We start from the raw sequence: 17,345 nt of genomic DNA, 5'->3' as shown, positions 1-17,345 counted from the left end.
TTAGACCTGCTCCTGAGCAGCCAACTCTGCCGGGTGGAGCTCCTGCAGAGCCTTAACGCTCATCTCACCGTTGCGCAGTGCCAGGATGCCCTGCAGTGCTGCGACAGCGCCCTGAGCGGTAGTCACACAAGTTACGCCCTGGCTCACCGCAGCGGCGCGAATCTCGTATCCGTCAGAACGTGCGCCAGCGGAACCGGATGGGGTGTTGATAATGATGTCAACCTCACCGTCGCGGATCATGTCGACAATGTCGCGCTCGTCAGACGGCGCTTCGGAATCAGTCGTACGCTTTGCGACGACCTCACACTCGACACCGTTGCGGCGCAGCATGCCGGCAGTACCCTCCGTTGCCAGGATGCGGAAGCCCATATCCGCCAGCGTGAGAATCGGGAATACCAGAGTGCGCTTATCGCGGTTGGCCAGCGAGACGAAGATAGTGCCCTCGGTCGGCAACTCACCGAAACCGGCCAGCTCTCCCTTGGCGAAAGCGGCACCAAAGTTGTCGGCCAGACCCATGACTTCACCGGTGGACTTCATCTCCGGGCTCAGCAGGCTGTCGAGAGCGCGGCCCTCAAAGTCGCGGAAGCGGTTGAACGGCAGGACGGCTTCCTTAACCGCAATCGGGGCGTCAGCAGGCAGAGAACCGCCGTCGAAGTTGGACGGAATCATGCCCTCTTCGCGCAGTTCCGCGATTGTACTACCCATCATGACGCGGGATGCGGCCTTAGCCAGCGGAACCGAGGTTGCCTTGGAGACAAACGGTACGGTACGAGATGCACGCGGGTTGGCCTCGATGACGTAGAGGGTCTCGTCCTTGAGTGCGTACTGAACGTTCATCAGGCCCTTCACACCGATACCGTGTGCCAGTGCCTTGGTGGATTCACGCACCTTGTCGATGATGCTTCCGGACAGAGTCATCGGAGGCAGCGCACACGCGGAGTCACCGGAGTGAATACCGGCTTCCTCGATGTGCTCCATGACGCCGCCGAGGTAGACCTCTTCCCCATCACACAGTGCATCAACATCGATTTCGATGGCGCTGTCCAGGAAGCGGTCAACCAGTACCGGGTGCTCATTGGACAGCTCGGTAGCGCGGTTGATGTAGTCCTCCAGCGTGGCCTCATCATAGACGATTTCCATGCCACGGCCGCCGAGGACGTAGGACGGACGGACCAGCACCGGGTAACCGATGCCAGCGGCGACCTGACGAGCTTCTTCGAAGGAGGTGGCGGTACCGAACTCCGGCGCCGGCAGGTTGGCGTCAGCCAGGACCTTGCCGAACTCACCACGGTCCTCAGCCAGGTCGATTGCCTCGGGGCTAGTGCCGACAATCGGAACACCTGCGGCCTGCAGACGCTCAGCCAGGCCCAGCGGAGTCTGGCCACCGAGCTGAACAATGACGCCTGCGACCTTTCCAGACTGGCTCTCAGCGTGGTAGACCTCAAGGACATCCTCGAAGGTCAACGGCTCAAAGTAGAGACGGTCTGCGGTGTCGTAGTCGGTGGAGACGGTTTCCGGGTTGCAGTTGACCATGACGGTCTCGTAGCCAACGCGGGAGAGCTCGAGGGCCGCGTGAACACAGGAGTAGTCGAACTCAATGCCCTGGCCGATGCGGTTCGGACCGGAACCGAGGATGATCACCTTTTCCTTCTCGGTCTGCGGAGCGACCTCGGACTCAGCAGCCGAGTCCAGCTCGTATGCCGAGTAGTGGTACGGAGTCTGTGCTTCGAACTCAGCGGAGCAGGTATCGACTGTCTTGAATACCGGGTGGATGTTCAGGCGCCAGCGCAGCTCGCGCACGCCGTCTTCCCCGGCCAACTCCGGACGCAGAGCAGCAATCTGGGCGTCGGAGAGACCCCAGTACTTAGCTTCGCGAAGCAGATCGGAGGTCACCACCGGAGCGTCGATAAGCTCCTTGCGGATATCCTGCAGGTTTTCCATCTCGGCGATAAACCACGGATCGAGGCCAGAAGCTTCGTGGATCTGCTCAATGGAAGCACCCAAACGCTGAGCCAGCTCAACGTCGTAGATGCGGCCTTCAGTCGGACGCTTCAGGTCCTCAAGGACAGCGTTGACATCGTTTGCGCGTTCACCTGCGAAGTCCTCATCCGGAACGGTCCAGAAACCAGCTGGCTTGTTCTCCAGCGAGCGCATGACCTTACCGAGCGCGCCAATGTAGTTGCGGCCGATAGCCATGGCCTCACCGACGGACTTCATGGTGGTGGTCAGCGTGTCGTCAGCACCAGGGAACTTCTCGAAAGCAAAGCGTGGAGCCTTGACAATCACATAGTCCTGCACCGGCTCAAACGCAGCCGGGGTTTCACCGGTGATGTCGTTGGTGATCTCATCGAGGGTGTAGCCGATAGCCAGCTTGGCAGCAATCTTTGCAATCGGGAAACCAGTTGCCTTGGAAGCAAGCGCCGAGGAGCGGGAGACGCGCGGGTTCATCTCAATGGTGATGATGCGGCCGTCATTTGGATTGATGGCGAACTGGATGTTACAGCCACCGGTGTCAACGCCGACCTCACGCAGGATTGCGATGCCCTGGTCACGCATGGTCTGGAACTCGCGGTCGGTCAGAGTCATCGACGGAGCGACAGTTACCGAGTCACCAGTGTGGACACCGAGGGCATCAACGTTTTCAATGGAGCAGACCACGACAACGTTGTCGTCGCCATCGCGCATGAGCTCGAGCTCAAATTCCTTCCAACCGAGGATGGACTCCTCAATCAGAACATTGGCCTCGGGCGATGCGGCTAGGCCGCCACCTGCAATACGGTCGAGGTCTTCCTGGTTGAAAGCCAGACCGGAGCCCAGACCACCCATGGTGAACGAGGGGCGAACAACGACCGGAAGACCGAGCTCTGCAACAGTCTCATGGACTTCTTCCATGTTGTGGCAGACGCGGGAACGAGCGGACTCGCCACCAATCTTGGCGACGATGTCCTTGAACATCTGGCGATCCTCACCGCGCTGAATGGCCGGAATATCAGCGCCAATCAGCTCGACATTGTACTTCTCCAGAATTCCTTCGCGGTCCAGCTGAATAGCTGCGTTCAGTGCAGTCTGGCCACCGAGAGTTGCCAGGACAGCGTCAATCGGGTTGCCCTCTGCAGCTTCCTTGGCCAGGATCTTTTCGATGTACTTGGTTTCAATCGGCTCGATGTAGGTGGAGTCCGCGAACTCCGGATCGGTCATAATCGTTGCCGGGTTGGAGTTGACCAGCGTGACTCGCAGGCCCTCTTCGCGCAGCACGCGGCAAGCCTGAGTGCCGGAGTAGTCGAACTCACAGGCCTGACCGATAACAATCGGGCCGGAGCCGATAACCAGTACGTGGTTGATGTCTGTACGACGTGGCATGGTGTTAGGTCCCTTAGCCCTTTCCTACTTGTTCGAGTTTCCGGTTGCGGACTTGTTGAAATCGACCTTCTGGATCAGCTCCAGGAAGTCATCGAAGAGAGAGTGCGCATCGTGCGGGCCGGCTGCGGACTCTGGGTGGTACTGCACAGAAAAGGCCATGCCGTTCTTCAGTGCGACACCTTCAACGACGTCGTCGTTAAGGCAAGTGTGCGTAACCTCTGCCTCGCCCCACGGAGTATCGAAACTCTCGCCGGCCTTGCCTTCAAGTGCGAAGCCGTGGTTCTGAGCGGTGATAAAGATACGGCCAGTGCGGTGGTCCTTCACCGGAACATTAACGCCGCGGTGGCCGAAGACCAGCTTGTAGGTGTTCAGGCCGAGTGCGCGGCCAAGAATCTGGTTACCGAAGCAGATACCGAATAGCGGCATGCCGTCATCGAGTGCAGCCTTGGCGACCGCAACCATCTCATCAGCAGTTGCCGGGTCACCCGGGCCGTTGGACAAGAAGACGCCGTCCGGCTGGTATTCCTTCTTAATATCTTCGTACGGAGTGTTAGCCGGAACAACTACGACTTCCAGGCCACGCTTAGCCAGCTCACGCGGGGTGTTGGACTTGATGCCCAGGTCGTAAGCGACAACGCGGGCCTTCTTCTCCCCCTGTGCCTCCACAACATAGGCCTGATCGGTGCTGACCTCGCGAGCCAGGTCTGCGCCCTTCATCGCAGGCTGAGCGCGTACGATTTCCACCAGCTTATCGACGGGTTGCTGTGCGTCCTCACCAGAGAAAATACCAGCGGCAATCGAGCCATTGTCGCGCAAATGGCGAACCAGCGCGCGGGTATCAATCTGGCGGATACCGATGATGCCCTGTGCCTTCAGCTCATCTTCCAAGCTGCGCTCGGAGCGCCAGTTGGAGGGAATACGCGATAAATCGCGGATAATAAAGCCCGCTGCCCAAATCTTGTTTCCACGGGACTCGTAGTCCTCGTCATTCCAACCGGTGTTACCGATCTGTGGTGCAGTGGACACAACCAGCTGGCGGTGGTAGGACGGGTCAGTCAGGGTTTCCTGGTAGCCCGTCATAGCGGTGGTAAAAACTGCCTCACCCAGGGTCGTACCGGTGGCGCCGAAACCGCGTCCACGGAACACTCGGCCATCTGCCAATACCAGGACTGCCACTGTAGCGGCCGCGGCCTGCGACTCGTTGCTCACGTTATTGCCTTTCAGTTGGGTAGCGTGCGAGGAATTTACATTAATCATACGGGACGCATGGGAGTTTTTATGCGTTGACATGAATATTATCCAGCGACCTCTCCGTTAAGAGCGGTCACCTTACCGCGCAGCACGGTAGCTGCCACGGACACGGCCATCTCCATTTCCTCATAAGGAGTGTTCTCGGACTTCGACGCCAGGTCTTCGCCGCGGACCGTCCACTTTTTGCCCGGGTCAACAACGGTCAGGTTGGCAGGCTCACCGACAGCGATTGGTCGGCCGTGTCCCGGCAGCTTCACAATTTGAGCAGGACGCTCACTCATGACCTTGGCCAGCCAGCGCCAATCACAATCGCCCTTCAAAACGAACTCTTCGGCGATGATTGGCATCGAGGTCTCCAGACCAAGCATGCCGGGCTTAGCGTGCTCGAACTCGCAGCACTTTTCTTCAGAGCCGTGCGGAGCATGGTCGGTAGCGACACAGTCAATAATCCCGTCAATCAGAGCCTGACGCAGAGCCAGGGTGTCGCGCTGCTCACGCAGGGGCGGGTTGACGCGGTAGACGCCGTCGTAGGTCTCCAGCTTCTCATCGGTGAGAATTAGGTGATGTGGGGTAACCTCGGCGGTCAGCGGAATGTCATGCTCCTTTGCCCACTTGACCAGCTCAACAGTGCCTTCGGTGGAAGCGTGGCAGATGTGCATGCGTCCGCCGTAGTCGCGAGCCATGATGGCATCTCGGGCCACGATGGACTCCTCGGCTACGCGCGGCCACCCGGTCAGGCCCAGACGTGCGGCGGTCGCACCTTCGTGGGCCGATGCATCTGCGGTCAGACGCGGATCTTCGCAGTGCTGCGCCAGCAATACGTCTTCGCCGCGGGCGTATTCAATCGCGCGGCGCATAATCAGCGGATTGTCGACGCACTTACCGTCATCGGAGAACATGCGTACCTTCGCCTGCGAGTCTGCCATCATGCCGAACTCGGTCAGCGTCTCGCCCTTCAGGCCCTTAGTAATAGAGCCGACCGGGTGAATGTCGCAGAGGTTCAGCGCCTGGCCCTTGAGCCATACCGACTCAGCAATCGAAGGGTCGTCGGTTACCGGAGCGGTATTGGCCATAGTGAACACTGCGGTGAAACCACCGCGTGCTGCGGCAGCCGAACCAGTGGCCAGGGTTTCCGTATCTTCACGGCCCGGCTCACGCAGGTGCACATGGATGTCGACCAGACCTGGCAGAAGAACGAGGGAGTCGAACTCCAGGACCTCTACCCCGTCCTCGGCCGTGAGGTTTTCGCCAATCTCAGCGATAACGCCATCGTCAATCAAGACGTCGACATCTTCGCCTTCACCGTAGGGACGCACACCCTTCAGCAGTAGTTGTCCCCGTGCACGTGCTGCCAATGGTCCTACCTCGGGGTACGAGGCTTCGTCATATTCATTGCGATTCGACATTTATGCCTGCCCTTCCAAGTTGGCGGAAACGCCTGAGGTCAGCAGTGTGAAAAGAACTGCCATGCGGACGTGGACACCGTTGGCTACCTGCTGCAGCACGGCAGTGCGCGGCAGATCAGCGACGGCATCGTTAATTTCCATGCCACGAAGCATCGGACCTGGGTGCATCACAATGCAGTCGTCGCGAAGCATCTTCTCACGAGCCTTCGACAGCCCGTAGCGAGTGGCGTATTCGCGATGGGATGGGAAGAAACCTCCGTTCATGCGCTCCTGCTGAACGCGGAGCATCATCACGGCATCAGCATCTCGGATCTCGTCTTCCATGCGGTAGGCAATACGCACCGGCCAGGTCTCGATGCCAAATGGCAGCAAAGTCGGTGGGGCGACGAAGACGACTTCGGCGCCGAGCTTGCTCAGGAGATCGGCGTTAGAGCGGGCGACGCGAGAATGCAGGATATCGCCAACGATGACGACCTTGCGCCCCTCAATTCCACCGAGACGCTGACGCAACGTCACCGCGTCCAGGAGAGCCTGCGTCGGGTGCTGGTGCTTTCCGTCACCCGCGTTGATGATCGATGGGCCGTTGCCAAATTCCTCAGTCCACTTGGCGATCAGCTGTGCCGCTCCCGACGATGGGTGCCTAACGACGATGGCATCGCCGCCGATAGCATCCAAAGTCAGCGCGGTGTCTTTCAGGCTCTCGCCCTTCTTCACAGAGGAAGAGGAAGCTGAGATATTAATAACATCGGCGCTCATCCACTTACCCGCGGTCTCAAAAGATGAGCGGGTACGCGTGGAGTTCTCGTAAAAGAGGTTGTAAATAGTGCGGCCGCGCAGGGTCGGCAGCTTCTTAATTTCCCGACCGCGGATGACCTCCTTAAAACGATCGGCCTCATCCATCAGGCCGACAATTTCATCCTTGGTCAAATCCGCAATGCTAATCAGATGTTTCACTGTTCCTCCGCCCGGGTGAGAATAACCGCGTCGCGGCCGTCAAGCGCCTCGACCAGCACATCGACGTCTTCGTCGCGGGAAGTTGGCAGATTCTTACCGACGTAATCGGCGCGAATTGGTAGTTGGCGATGACCACGATCGACCAGCACTGCAAGCTGGATTACTCGCGGGCGACCGATATCAGCAATAGCGTCGAGTGCGGCACGAATCGTGCGACCTGAGAAAAGGACATCGTCTACGAGAACAACGGTGGTGCCGTCAATTCCGGAGTTCGGAATATTCGTGGGCTGCAGGGCGCGGTGCGGGCCCTTGCGCAAGTCATCCCTGTATAGGGTGATATCGAGCGATCCAGTTTCCGGACGTATGCCGGAGAACTGTTCAATCAAATCGGCTAGCTTTTCCGCCAGCGGCACGCCACCAGATGGAATGCCAAGGAGAACTACGCGCCCAGCATTTGGGCTATCCAGCGCAGTTTTTTCAATAATTTGGTGCGCGATGCGCGCGACGGTACGTGCAACTTCGTCTGCATTGAGCAGCTCGGTTGTTTGCGGCGTTCCTTCGCTCATCGTGACCTCCTTCCCCGCCTCTCAGTGCGGTCCGTTAAAGGATGTCTTGATTGTGGATATTTGATTATCAGTTTGCATGACCCGCAACTACGGTCGCGGTGCAAACTTCCGCTGACCAGAATAGCACCCACGCTTAAATTGCCTCTAAATGCAACAAAACTCCAAGCCCCCAAAAAGGGACTTGGAGTTTCAGACGATCCGCGAGAACCGACTGCGATTGGCTCGCAGTGATCCCGGCCGCTTTCTTTGACTGGCTAGGCCCCGTTCTCACTCTTAGCCACGTCTTCAGCCACCAGCTTGGCAATATCGCTCATGTCCAGGCCGGTAATCTTAGCCATCTCATCGGAGTCGGCCAGTGCCGTGTCAGCTTCCTCATTTGCCGCAGCCTGTGCCTGGATAGCCTCATTGAACTGGGACTCGCCCACCGAGGTGCCCACAGCTGCAGCTGCCAGGCGTGCCTGGTCGGCAATCTTGGCTTCAGCATCGAGTACTGCGTTGATGTACGGTGCCGCCACATCAGTGGAGTATTCCGATGCCAGCTCAACGCCTTCCACCACGGCCACACGCGGAGGCACGTCGGAGTTGTAGAACAGCTCCCAGGTGGAAAGACGCAAAATAGCACGGTCGACTGCCGGTAGGCGACGCAGCGGCCACTCCTCCGTCAGGTACGAAGAAATCGTAGAGTCGATACCGATAATCTCCGCAGCTACACCGCGCACAATCTGCTCGGTGTACTCCGCAATTGGATTCACATCCAAATCGGGATTACGGACCATTTCCAGCCGCTCTTCAAGAAGCTTGACGACGTCGACGCCTCGCTGCTCGGCCTCAAAAAGCAGATCTACTGCACGACGGCGCGCACGGTAGCGCGCGCCGTGGCGCTTGTAGTTAGGTTCGCGAACTTTCGCGGACTCCTGCGCATCCGAGGTGTCAACGGACTTGTGATCCTTTTCAGTCATGGATGTGTATGTATCGCTCTCAACAAAAGGGTGAACTAGATGAGGGAATTAGTGGTTGACGCGGCACAGGTAGGAACCGTCACGGGTGTCGACCTTCAGAACGTCGCCGGTTTCGATGAACAGCGGCACCTGAATCTCAGCGCCAGTCTCCAAAGTTGCCGGCTTGGTGCCACCGGTGGAGCGGTCGCCCTGCAGACCCGGGTCGGTCTGCTCAACCTTCAGTTCGACCGAAACAGGCATTTCAGCGAAAAGAACGTTGCCCTCATGGAAGGACACCTGGCAGGTGGTTTCCGGAAGCAGGAACTTAGCACCCTCCGGCATCTGAGCATCCAGGATGGAAATCTGGTCGTAGGTCTTGTCGTCCATGAAGACGTATCCGTCACCGTCGTGGTAAAGGTACGTCATGTCGCGGCGGTCGACGGTAGCAGTCTCAATCTTGACACCAGCGTTGAAAGTCTTGTCAACAACCTTGCCGGTCAGAACGTCCTTCAGCTTGGTGCGGACGAAAGCCGGACCCTTACCTGGCTTGACGTGCTGGAACTCCACGATCTGCTGAAGCTTGTTGTCGTGCTTGATAACTAGACCGTTTTTAAAATCTGCGGTGGTAGCCAACTAAACTCTCCTGAAATTGTTAAAAAGCTCTCTGACGAAACCACGATACTCCGTATCTCATCGAGAGAAAAATAAAAACGCCGTGATGTTAGGCTCGCGGTTTCGGCAGCTGTGTAATAATTTCCGGCTCGGTGTCAGTGATAATCAACGTATCTTCGATGCGCACACCGCCGAACCCCGGAACATAAATACCAGGCTCGATGGTCAACGTCATGCCAGCTGCCAACTTCCCCTTGCCAGTGCGAGCGGCAAATGGAGCCTCATGCACCTCGATACCGATCCCGTGGCCGGTGGAATGGACGAAGTGTTCCCCATAACCAGCATTTTCAATAATGGCCCGGCATGCTGCGTCAACAGCCACAACATCGGCCCCTGGCACGGCCGCTTTTACGCCGGCCAGCTGTGCTTCCAGTACGACATTGTAAATCTCTCGGGCTTTCTCGTCTGCGAACTCCACACCGGCAACGATCGCGCCGGCCAGATCCGACGACGTACTGTTCGGATTGTTTTCGCTTGGCGACGTTGCCGTCTCACCGGCAAAGAGGGTACGTGTCATATCGGAGTTGTAGCCCCCGGCAAAGGCACCAAAGTCAATAGTGACCAGGTCACCTGCCTCGATTACGCGATCTTCCGCTCCGTGATGTGGCTTGGCGGAATTCGGACCGCTTGCGACAATCGTGTCGAAGCTGGGCCGATCGGCACCATGCATGCGCATCCGGTACTCCAACTCTGCGGCGACTTCGCGCTCCTTGCGGCCGGCGACCACGATGCCGTCGTGAAGCAAGTCCTCGAATGCGCGGACCGCGATGTCGGCGACGTGGCGCAGAGCGACGAGTTCCGTATCGGACTTGATTTCCCGCAGTTTAGAGACGACGCCCGTAGTCGATACCAGTTCGAGCGCCTGTGGACGGGCATCCTCTAGCTCTTGGTAAGCAGCCATGGTGAGGAACTCAGATTCAACACCAAGACGCGAGATATCCAACTTACGGGCTTGACCGACGAGTGCCACGCCGGTGTTGCGGGCGGTGAGTAACTCCACGTCCGGTGCCTGCTTGCCAGCCTGAACCGTATAGCGGCCGTCGGTGGAAAGCAGCGCTTCCCCACTGGCCGCAACAATCAAACCAGCATTCGAGCCGTGGAAACCCGTAAGCCAACCAACATGCGTCGGATCGACTGTGAGGAAACCGTCGCAGTCGTTGTCGGACAATGCGTCGATAAGAGCGGCTCGGCGGGCGGCGTAGTTCGTGGAGATATCTGTCATAGTGTCGTACTCACCCTTCTCAGTGCCATGGAATAGCCATCAGTTCCACATCCGACGATAACGCCCGCGGCAAGCGCCGAAAGATACGAGTGATGCCGAAACTCCTCCCGGGCGTGAATGTTTGAAATATGAACCTCGTGGAAGCCCGCGCCGTCGGCAATCTCGGCAAGCGCGTCGCGTAGGGCGACGGAGGTGTGTGTCAACCCTCCTGGATTGATAATTACTGGCCAACCGTAATCAGCAGCTTCGTGAACCCACTCGATGAGCTGACCTTCATAGTTGGATTGGCGGCAATCCACTACGACTCCAAGCTCCTTGGCTAGGGTGCGAAGTTCAGATTCGACATCGGCCAAAGTAGTGGCACCGTAAATTTCTGGCTGACGCTTGCCCAGACGATCGAGGTTCGGGCCGTTCAAAACAAGAACGGTCGGAATCGCCGTTGTGGCATCCGTTGCTGCACGAAGAGAGGTCATTAGCGGGTTGACTCCTCAGATGCGGCCTGCCCATTGTTGCAGAGCAGTTCGTATGCACGCTCGAGGTCATCCATGCCCGGACCTTCAAGACGGGCTGTTTCACCGGGGCGTTCCAGAATAACGAATCGGATCGCACCATCCCGGTTCTTCTTATCCCTGGTCATAGCATCGTAGAGCTCGGTAAAACGACCCGCCTGGTAGGTCGTTGGCAGCCCAATGGACTCTAGGATGCGACGGTGGCGGTCTACAAGTTCCTGATTAATATGTCCGGTAATCTTGGCCAGCTCGGCGACATAAACCATGCCTACAGCTACGGCGTGGCCATGGCGCCAGCGGTAGTTTTCAAAGTGCTCAACGGCATGACCGAAAGTGTGGCCATAGTTCAGGATCTCGCGGAGGCCAGATTCCTTCAAATCCTCAGCGACAACGCGTGCCTTGACAGCAATCGCGCGCTCGACCAGTTCTGGCAAGTCACCGTCAACATCGAGGCAGGTCTGCGGGTTTGCCTCGTAAAGATCGAGAATCTTCGTGTCCGCGATAAATCCAGCCTTGATGATCTCTGCCGAGCCCGCAATCAGTTCAGCCTTCGGCAAGGTGCGCAGGACATCCAGGTCACAGAACACCGCGGCAGGCTCGTGGAAGGCGCCGACCAGGTTCTTTCCGGCTGCAGTGTTGATACCGGTCTTACCGCCGACAGCTGCGTCGACCATGCCGAGCAGCGTTGTCGGGACCTGGATAACCTTCACTCCACGCATCCACGCGGCGGCGACGAATCCACCGAAATCTGTGGCTGCACCGCCGCCAATCGCGATTACCGCGTCACGCCGGCCCAGACCGCGTTCACCAAAAGTGTCCCAAACTGTTTCAGCAACTGTGAGCGTCTTACCCTCCTCCGCATCCGGAATCTGGATGCTGAAGGCATCGACTCCCTTGTCCGCCAGTGCCTTGATGACGCCGAAGCTCAACTCTTGAACGCTCCCCTGGTGAATCACCGCAACCTGGGAGGCAAAGGTAGCGGCCTCCGCAATCTGCTCGGTGAGTCCATGCCCCATGGTCACCGTGTACGGGGATGGGCCTTCAACACGGATTGTGCGGGTTGAGTTCATTGTCAGTCCCTAGTCGTTAGCGTAAGAAATGTATGGAGTTGCTGGTTATGCGGCAGTGATTAGCTACCGCCATTTAATAGTCGCCAGTTAAGCCTCGTCGCAGGTTTCATCGAGGTAGCTGAGGATCTCGGCTACAACGCGCTGCGGGGAACGTTCGTCGGAACGCACCTTGAAAGTGGCTGCATCTTCGTAGAAAGCTCGGCGAGCCTCATAGAGTGCGCGGTAATGAGCCTCTGGGTCAGCCGCCTGGAGTACCGGGCGCGAATTGTTACCCGCGGTACGGCGGACGCCCTCTGCAATGCTGATCTCGAGGTAGACGACGTTATGGTCTGCCAGCAGGTCACGGGTCGCCTGCGAAATCACGGCACCACCGCCAAGTGAGACGATTCCGTCGTGGGTCAGAGCCTCTGCCACGACTTGTTCCTCGATGCGACGGAATTCCGGCTCTCCCAGCTCGGAAAAGACTTCCCCACAAGTCTTGCCCATGCGCTGTTCAATCATCTCATCGGTATCGGTGAGTCTCGTGCTCAATGCACGAGACAGTCGACGACCGATGGTGGACTTTCCCGATCCGGGCGGTCCGACAAGGACAATAGTAGGAACGGACATTCCCCTCGTTTTACCCTTCTTCGTGTGCGCGACAGTGGCGCTATTTCCAATCAAGGCGACGTCGAGTCTGCTCCAAGTAGCCCTCAACGTTACGCTTGGTTTCCTCCAGGCTATCGCCGCCGAACTTCTCCATTACTGCACGCGCCAGTACTAGCGCAACCATTGCCTCTGCGACAACACCACCGGCCGGGACCGCGCAGACATCAGAGCGCTGGTGGATTGCGGTAGCTGCATCGCCGCTGTCCATATCAACGGTCTTCAGCGCACGCGGGACGGTCGAAATTGGCTTCATCGCAGCACGTACAACGAGAGGTTGAGCATTAGTCATGCCACCCTCCAGGCCACCGGCGCGGTTAGTTTCACGATCCACGCCGTCGTCGGTACGCACCATTTCGTCATGGGCCTCGGTGCCACGGCGACGGGCTTCCTCAAAACCGTCGCCGATCTCCACGCCCTTGACGGACTGAATTCCCATCAAGGCACCTGCAAGCTGCGAATCCAGACGGGCATCACCGGAAATGTGCGATCCCAGGCCCACCGGCAGACCGTGGACAACGACCTCAACGATGCCACCGAGAGTGTCGCCCTGCTTCTTGGCGGCCTTGATTTCGTCAATCATCGACTCCTCCGCAGCTGCGGAGAATGCACGCACTGGCGACTCGTCAATCTTGTCCTGATCGGCGAAGGTCGGCAGTGGCCCCTCGAAGGGTTCGGAACGACCGATGGAAATAACGTGGCTGACAACTTCCACACCGAGAGTCTCACGCAGAATTGAGCGGGCCACAACCGATGCCGCCACACGTGCTGCAGTCTCACGAGCCGATGAACGCTCCAGGATGTTTCGAGCATCGGTGTGGTTGTACTTCAGCATGCCGTTGAAATCGGCATGCCCCGGGCGCGGGCGGGTTAAGGTGGCGCCACGAGCTGTATCCAGAACAGCTGGGTCAACCGGATCCGGGCTCATGACCTCAGTCCACTTGGGCCATTCGGAGTTGCCGACCATTATGCCAATCGGCGATCCCAGCGTCTCACCATGTCGAATGCCAGTCAGCAGCGTGACCTCATCAGCCTCAAACTTCATTCGCGCGCCTCGACCATAACCGAGGCGGCGGCGTGCGAGGTGGCGTGATACGTCATCTGTAGTCAGGGGAAGTCCGGCTGGCGCACCTTCTACGAGAGCGATAAGCGCTTTGCCGTGAGATTCACCCGCGGTAGTCCAACGAAGCATAGGTATCATAATGTCACGTTTGCCGTACTTCTTGTGCATTTGGGGGCATACAAGTATCAAATATGCCCCATTTTATCGCCCCTGGTCTACCGCTTCAGGGGACTTGTAGGTGCCCTCCGCTTATCCCCCCACACAATGGCGGTTGCTGCAAGCATCGCAGGCCCATGAGCCACGCTCGCCGGTACAAGCGCTGTTTTTGCTTTACGACGGTCACCCAAGCGCCGCTTTCCCGCGGTGGCTCCTGCTATGAGGAGAGTGAGTCCCGCAGCCAACAGAATTGCCACTGCAATCCAGATTGCTGCCGCCACCGGCTCGCCCGATACCAGACCGACACCGCCACCGAGAATTGCTGCGAGCTTCACATCTCCAGCCCCCATAGAGCGTGGGTTAAACATAAAGACTGCTACATAGAGGCCAAACCAGAGGCCTATCCCCATTCCTACGGCTGCGACCGCAGTGACGAGATTGTCAGCCAAGGTGCCTTTATGCTGGAGCACCATTCCAGTGATCGCTATCAGGCCCACTCCCCCTAGCATCAACCACCAGTTCGGCAGTCTTCGCCGGGTCACATCCAACCAGCAGCCAGTACCGCCCCAGCCGAGAACAAGCAACACGACTAGATAATAGAAAACCCGGTCAAGGTAGACCGGGTCAATCCTGTACTGTCCAATTGGAGACAGCCCTATCTCAATTATGTCCCACCCCATAACTTTGAGATTCTAACGGGTGTGAGTTAGTTCGGCAGCGCTGCACGCATCGCCTCGACATCGGGAGTGCGCCCAGTGAACTGCTCGAACTGTCCCACCGCTTGATGTAGCAGCATGGACAGTCCACCGACCGCCTGTGTCCCTCCGCGTTCGGCTGCTTTCACAAGTGGGGTTGGCCAGGGATTGTAAATGACATCGAGAATCTTCGGTGCTCGAGCGAGGTAGCCAGCAACCGATTCAATTGCGGCTGACGGCACCGTAGAGACCAGCACGTCGGCATTACCAGCAATATCTGCCAGGTTTGGAACATCAAAAGTCACCCAAACAAATTCCATCCCCAGCGCGGCAGCTAGCGGTTCAATGTCATATGCGCGCTCGGAGCGCGCTACTACGGTCACATGATTAACCCCCAGCTGCGCCAGCGCCCAAAGTGCCGGTCGTGCCGTGCCACCGGCACCAACAACAACGGCGCGACCACGTGGTGCGTTCGTGCAGTCTATCTCGCGCAGTGCTCCCAGTACGCCGTCGCCATCGGTGTTGTCGGCGAACCAGCCCGAATCACGACGGACCAGGGTGTTCGCTGAACCAATGAGCCGTGCGCGCTCACTGACTTCATCGGCGAAGTCCAGCGCGGCAAACTTGCCGGGCATCGTGACGGAAAACCCCTGGAAACTGGGGTCTGCGCCACCAACGACGTCGGCAAGCTCTTCGGCGTTGCACCGAATGCGATCATAGTGCCAGTCATTCATTCCCGCAGCGCGGTAACCGGCGTTGTGAATAGCCGGCGAGTACGAGTGATCAATCGGATCTCCCAGCACGGCTGCGCGATGAGTTATAGGCATAGGAGTTCTACCTCTTAGCGGTTCGAATCCAGCACGCCATTGCTGCGTGACTCGTCAATAGCGGCCTCGTGCTCTTCGAAGGTCGTGCTAAAGACGGTATTCCCTTCCTTGTCCACCGTGACAAAATACAGCCAGGTTCCGTCAGCCGGATTTTCCATGGCACGAATCGCCTCGATGGAGGGCGAAGCAATAGGGGTTTCCGGCAGCCCCTCCTTGGCGTAGGTGTTCCATGCGGTCTTTCGCGCGCGGTCCTCATCCGTGGTTGCGATTTCCTGATCCGGCAGATCGTAATTGACTGTCGAGTCGAACTGCAGCTGCATCGGTTCGTCGAGACGGTTGAGAATAACGCGAGCGACCTTATCGAAGTCACCATCTGGCGACTCCATCTGAATCAGAGAAGCTGCGGTAATCAACTCGTATGGAGATAGACCAACCATGTCCGCCGAAGCCATGAGGCCCGTGTCCTCATAGTTCTTCACCGATTCCTTGACCAATTTTGCCAGCATCTGTTCGGGCGTCTGCTGCGGGTCAAGGTGATGAACACCCGGCGTAATCAGTCCCTCAAGACGACGAGGGTCGTTGCCACGCGCAGCTACCGCGTCCCGTGCCCATTCTGGAACGCCGAGCGCGGCCAAATCAGCCTCGCCAGCAGCACGTTCGAGATCGGCCTTGGACACGCAGTCATTGTCCTCAACGCAAGTGGCCTCTGAAATAAGCGAAAAAATTCCCTTACGCACATCCGATGAGGACACAATGCGGGTATCGGCGAAACGGGCGCCAGTCGGAATGTCAACGGTACCGACCTGATTTTCGACGTCCAGAAGAGCCTCGACGGTCTCGTCGGCCTTCATCCGCTGGTGGAGTCGGTAGAAACCCGGCTGCAATTCACTTGAATGGGAGTTTTCATTCGCGGCCTGGATGAATGCCCGGGAAGACTTGACGACGCCGCTTTCCACCAATTGGTTGGACAAATCAGTAAGTGACGTGCCTTCACTGACCTCAACAATCGTCATTGGCCCCTCGGCTTTGCCGTCGTAATCGTCTACAATGCCCCCACGATTCCAGACGAGGCCAATCACTGCGAGGACCAACACGCATAACAGGACAGAAGTCATATTGATTGCCACTGCCGTTTGGCGGTGACGAACCCGAGGCTTTGTCCCACCGCTGCGAGCACCAGCGCGGTCCCGGTCGGCACGGCCGCTAGCAGTGCGGCGCGCAGTCTGCGCGTCTTTACTCATCAATAATCTCCTCGAATGCAGCTCACTCTCCCATCGGTATCAGCAAGGAGTCCTCCCATTTGGGTACGACACGCGACTGATAACGACTGGTGCGACATAGCTTTACGACGAAGTCGTAGCACTAGGTTGCATTGTAGGTGTGAATCGCCACTTCAACTTTTCAAATCCCATGCACGAAGAAAACGTGCTCAGGTATTACACACTTAATAATTGCGCAAAGGTGGGTGAATTGTCACCTTTCGGTAACTTTTGTGTGCCCCTAGTCGGTATTTTCGTCCAAAGCTTTTGCCCGTCTGTCCAACCAGGATTGTAGAATTTCTACTGCCGCAGCCTGGTCAATAATCTTCCGCCCGGACTTAACATCAATACCTGCTGCGTGCAGCCGTGATTGAGCCATTACCGTCGTCATACGCTCGTCGGCGTAATGCACTACGACTCGGTCACCGAGTCGGCGCTGCAGCCGGAATCCAACGTCAGTAGCTTTCCGCGCAGAAGTCCCGAACGTGCCGTCGAGCATAAGGGGCATGCCGACAACAATCTCGACGACCTCAAGTTCAGTGGCGAGTTCCACGAGCCGGTCAATATCCGGCCCGTCAGGATCTTTTCGCCCCGTTGCTCGAGTGACTGTTTCAACCGGGGTCGCCAGGATACAGTCGGGGTCAGAGACTGCGACACCAACGCGGACATCGCCGACGTCGATTCCGAGCCGTCGACCCCGACCGGGATCATCCTGGCCGGGGGTATCAATGCGGGGCTTAGCCATTGTTTAC

Annotated in this window: 16 protein-coding genes; all 16 read right to left on the bottom strand. The window is 57.9% G+C overall.

Features of this window, described 5'->3' with window-relative positions; all coding sequences use genetic code 11:
* Complete coding sequence (gene carB / locus HMPREF3042_RS07940; protein ID WP_070601462.1) at window positions 1–3,360, bottom strand: carbamoyl-phosphate synthase large subunit; 3,360 nt, start codon at window positions 3,358–3,360, stop codon at window positions 1–3.
* 24 nt (window positions 3,361–3,384) lie between these two features.
* Window positions 3,385–4,617 carry a glutamine-hydrolyzing carbamoyl-phosphate synthase small subunit gene (gene carA / locus HMPREF3042_RS07935; protein ID WP_371440522.1) on the bottom strand — a complete coding sequence of 411 codons (1,233 nt, stop codon included), beginning with the start codon at window positions 4,615–4,617 and terminating at the stop codon, window positions 3,385–3,387.
* 38 nt (window positions 4,618–4,655) lie between these two features.
* The gene (locus tag HMPREF3042_RS07930; protein WP_070432231.1) at window positions 4,656–6,017 is read right to left on the bottom strand and encodes a dihydroorotase; all 1,362 of its coding nucleotides are present in this window, start codon (window positions 6,015–6,017) and stop codon (window positions 4,656–4,658) included.
* Window positions 6,018–6,971, bottom strand: a complete 954-nt coding sequence (locus HMPREF3042_RS07925) for an aspartate carbamoyltransferase catalytic subunit (protein ID WP_070432230.1) — start codon at window positions 6,969–6,971, stop codon at window positions 6,018–6,020.
* Entirely contained in the window at window positions 6,968–7,537 is a 570-nt protein-coding gene (gene pyrR / locus HMPREF3042_RS07920; protein WP_038628907.1) for a bifunctional pyr operon transcriptional regulator/uracil phosphoribosyltransferase PyrR, read from the bottom strand. Before pyrR ends, HMPREF3042_RS07925 begins: the two co-directional genes overlap by 4 nt.
* Window positions 7,538–7,791: 254 nt before the next feature.
* Complete coding sequence (nusB, locus tag HMPREF3042_RS07915; protein ID WP_070601463.1) at window positions 7,792–8,496, bottom strand: transcription antitermination factor NusB; 705 nt, start codon at window positions 8,494–8,496, stop codon at window positions 7,792–7,794.
* 48 nt (window positions 8,497–8,544) lie between these two features.
* Window positions 8,545–9,108, bottom strand: coding sequence for an elongation factor P (gene efp, locus HMPREF3042_RS07910; RefSeq protein ID WP_070601464.1), 564 nt, complete (start codon window positions 9,106–9,108; stop codon window positions 8,545–8,547).
* 88 nt (window positions 9,109–9,196) lie between these two features.
* Complete coding sequence (locus tag HMPREF3042_RS07905) at window positions 9,197–10,369, bottom strand: M24 family metallopeptidase (protein ID WP_070601465.1); 1,173 nt, start codon at window positions 10,367–10,369, stop codon at window positions 9,197–9,199.
* The gene (gene aroQ, locus HMPREF3042_RS07900) at window positions 10,366–10,842 is read right to left on the bottom strand and encodes a type II 3-dehydroquinate dehydratase (RefSeq protein ID WP_070601466.1); all 477 of its coding nucleotides are present in this window, start codon (window positions 10,840–10,842) and stop codon (window positions 10,366–10,368) included. Before aroQ ends, HMPREF3042_RS07905 begins: the two co-directional genes overlap by 4 nt.
* Window positions 10,842–11,948, bottom strand: coding sequence for a 3-dehydroquinate synthase (aroB, locus tag HMPREF3042_RS07895; protein WP_070827701.1), 1,107 nt, complete (start codon window positions 11,946–11,948; stop codon window positions 10,842–10,844). The genes aroQ and aroB overlap by 1 nt, the downstream gene beginning before the upstream one ends.
* 87 nt (window positions 11,949–12,035) lie before the next feature.
* Window positions 12,036–12,557 (bottom strand): shikimate kinase, encoded by a 522-nt coding sequence (locus tag HMPREF3042_RS07890; protein ID WP_038628898.1) that lies wholly within the window; start codon window positions 12,555–12,557, stop codon window positions 12,036–12,038.
* Window positions 12,558–12,597: 40 nt separating this feature from the next.
* Window positions 12,598–13,785 carry a chorismate synthase gene (gene aroC, locus HMPREF3042_RS07885; protein WP_210403441.1) on the bottom strand — a complete coding sequence of 396 codons (1,188 nt, stop codon included), beginning with the start codon at window positions 13,783–13,785 and terminating at the stop codon, window positions 12,598–12,600.
* Window positions 13,786–13,871: 86 nt separating this feature from the next.
* On the bottom strand, window positions 13,872–14,492 hold the full coding sequence (locus HMPREF3042_RS07880) for a prepilin peptidase (RefSeq protein WP_070856727.1): 621 nt from the start codon (window positions 14,490–14,492) through the stop codon (window positions 13,872–13,874).
* Between the two features lie 26 nt (window positions 14,493–14,518).
* Complete coding sequence (locus HMPREF3042_RS07875) at window positions 14,519–15,334, bottom strand: shikimate dehydrogenase (protein WP_070856726.1); 816 nt, start codon at window positions 15,332–15,334, stop codon at window positions 14,519–14,521.
* Between the two features lie 14 nt (window positions 15,335–15,348).
* Window positions 15,349–16,575 (bottom strand): endolytic transglycosylase MltG, encoded by a 1,227-nt coding sequence (gene mltG, locus HMPREF3042_RS07870; protein WP_070856725.1) that lies wholly within the window; start codon window positions 16,573–16,575, stop codon window positions 15,349–15,351.
* Between the two features lie 259 nt (window positions 16,576–16,834).
* Window positions 16,835–17,338: a Holliday junction resolvase RuvX gene (gene ruvX / locus HMPREF3042_RS07865; protein WP_070601472.1), complete on the bottom strand. Its 504-nt coding sequence runs from the start codon at window positions 17,336–17,338 to the stop codon at window positions 16,835–16,837.
* Window positions 17,339–17,345 lie beyond the last annotated feature (7 nt).

Source organism: Corynebacterium sp. HMSC074C05, from assembly GCF_001838325.1.
In the GTDB taxonomy this organism is placed as follows: Bacteria; Actinomycetota; Actinomycetes; order Mycobacteriales; family Mycobacteriaceae; genus Corynebacterium; species Corynebacterium amycolatum.
This window is presented reverse-complemented; position numbering and strand designations above follow the sequence as displayed.

Coding starts and splice junctions, on each gene's coding strand:
- carB (WP_070601462.1), bottom strand. CDS start 3,360: ATGCCACGTCGTACAGACATCAACCACGTACTGGTTATCGGCTCCGGC.
- carA (WP_371440522.1), bottom strand. CDS start 4,617: ATGATTAATGTAAATTCCTCGCACGCTACCCAACTGAAAGGCAATAAC.
- HMPREF3042_RS07930 (WP_070432231.1), bottom strand. CDS start 6,017: ATGTCGAATCGCAATGAATATGACGAAGCCTCGTACCCCGAGGTAGGA.
- pyrR (WP_038628907.1), bottom strand. CDS start 7,537: ATGAGCGAAGGAACGCCGCAAACAACCGAGCTGCTCAATGCAGACGAA.
- nusB (WP_070601463.1), bottom strand. CDS start 8,496: ATGACTGAAAAGGATCACAAGTCCGTTGACACCTCGGATGCGCAGGAG.
- HMPREF3042_RS07905 (WP_070601465.1), bottom strand. CDS start 10,369: ATGACAGATATCTCCACGAACTACGCCGCCCGCCGAGCCGCTCTTATC.
- aroQ (WP_070601466.1), bottom strand. CDS start 10,842: ATGACCTCTCTTCGTGCAGCAACGGATGCCACAACGGCGATTCCGACC.
- aroB (WP_070827701.1), bottom strand. CDS start 11,948: ATGAACTCAACCCGCACAATCCGTGTTGAAGGCCCATCCCCGTACACG.
- HMPREF3042_RS07890 (WP_038628898.1), bottom strand. CDS start 12,557: ATGTCCGTTCCTACTATTGTCCTTGTCGGACCGCCCGGATCGGGAAAG.
- aroC (WP_210403441.1), bottom strand. CDS start 13,785: ATGCTTCGTTGGACTACCGCGGGTGAATCTCACGGCAAAGCGCTTATC.
- HMPREF3042_RS07880 (WP_070856727.1), bottom strand. CDS start 14,492: ATGGGGTGGGACATAATTGAGATAGGGCTGTCTCCAATTGGACAGTAC.
- HMPREF3042_RS07875 (WP_070856726.1), bottom strand. CDS start 15,334: ATGCCTATAACTCATCGCGCAGCCGTGCTGGGAGATCCGATTGATCAC.
- mltG (WP_070856725.1), bottom strand. CDS start 16,575: ATGAGTAAAGACGCGCAGACTGCGCGCCGCACTGCTAGCGGCCGTGCC.
- ruvX (WP_070601472.1), bottom strand. CDS start 17,338: ATGGCTAAGCCCCGCATTGATACCCCCGGCCAGGATGATCCCGGTCGG.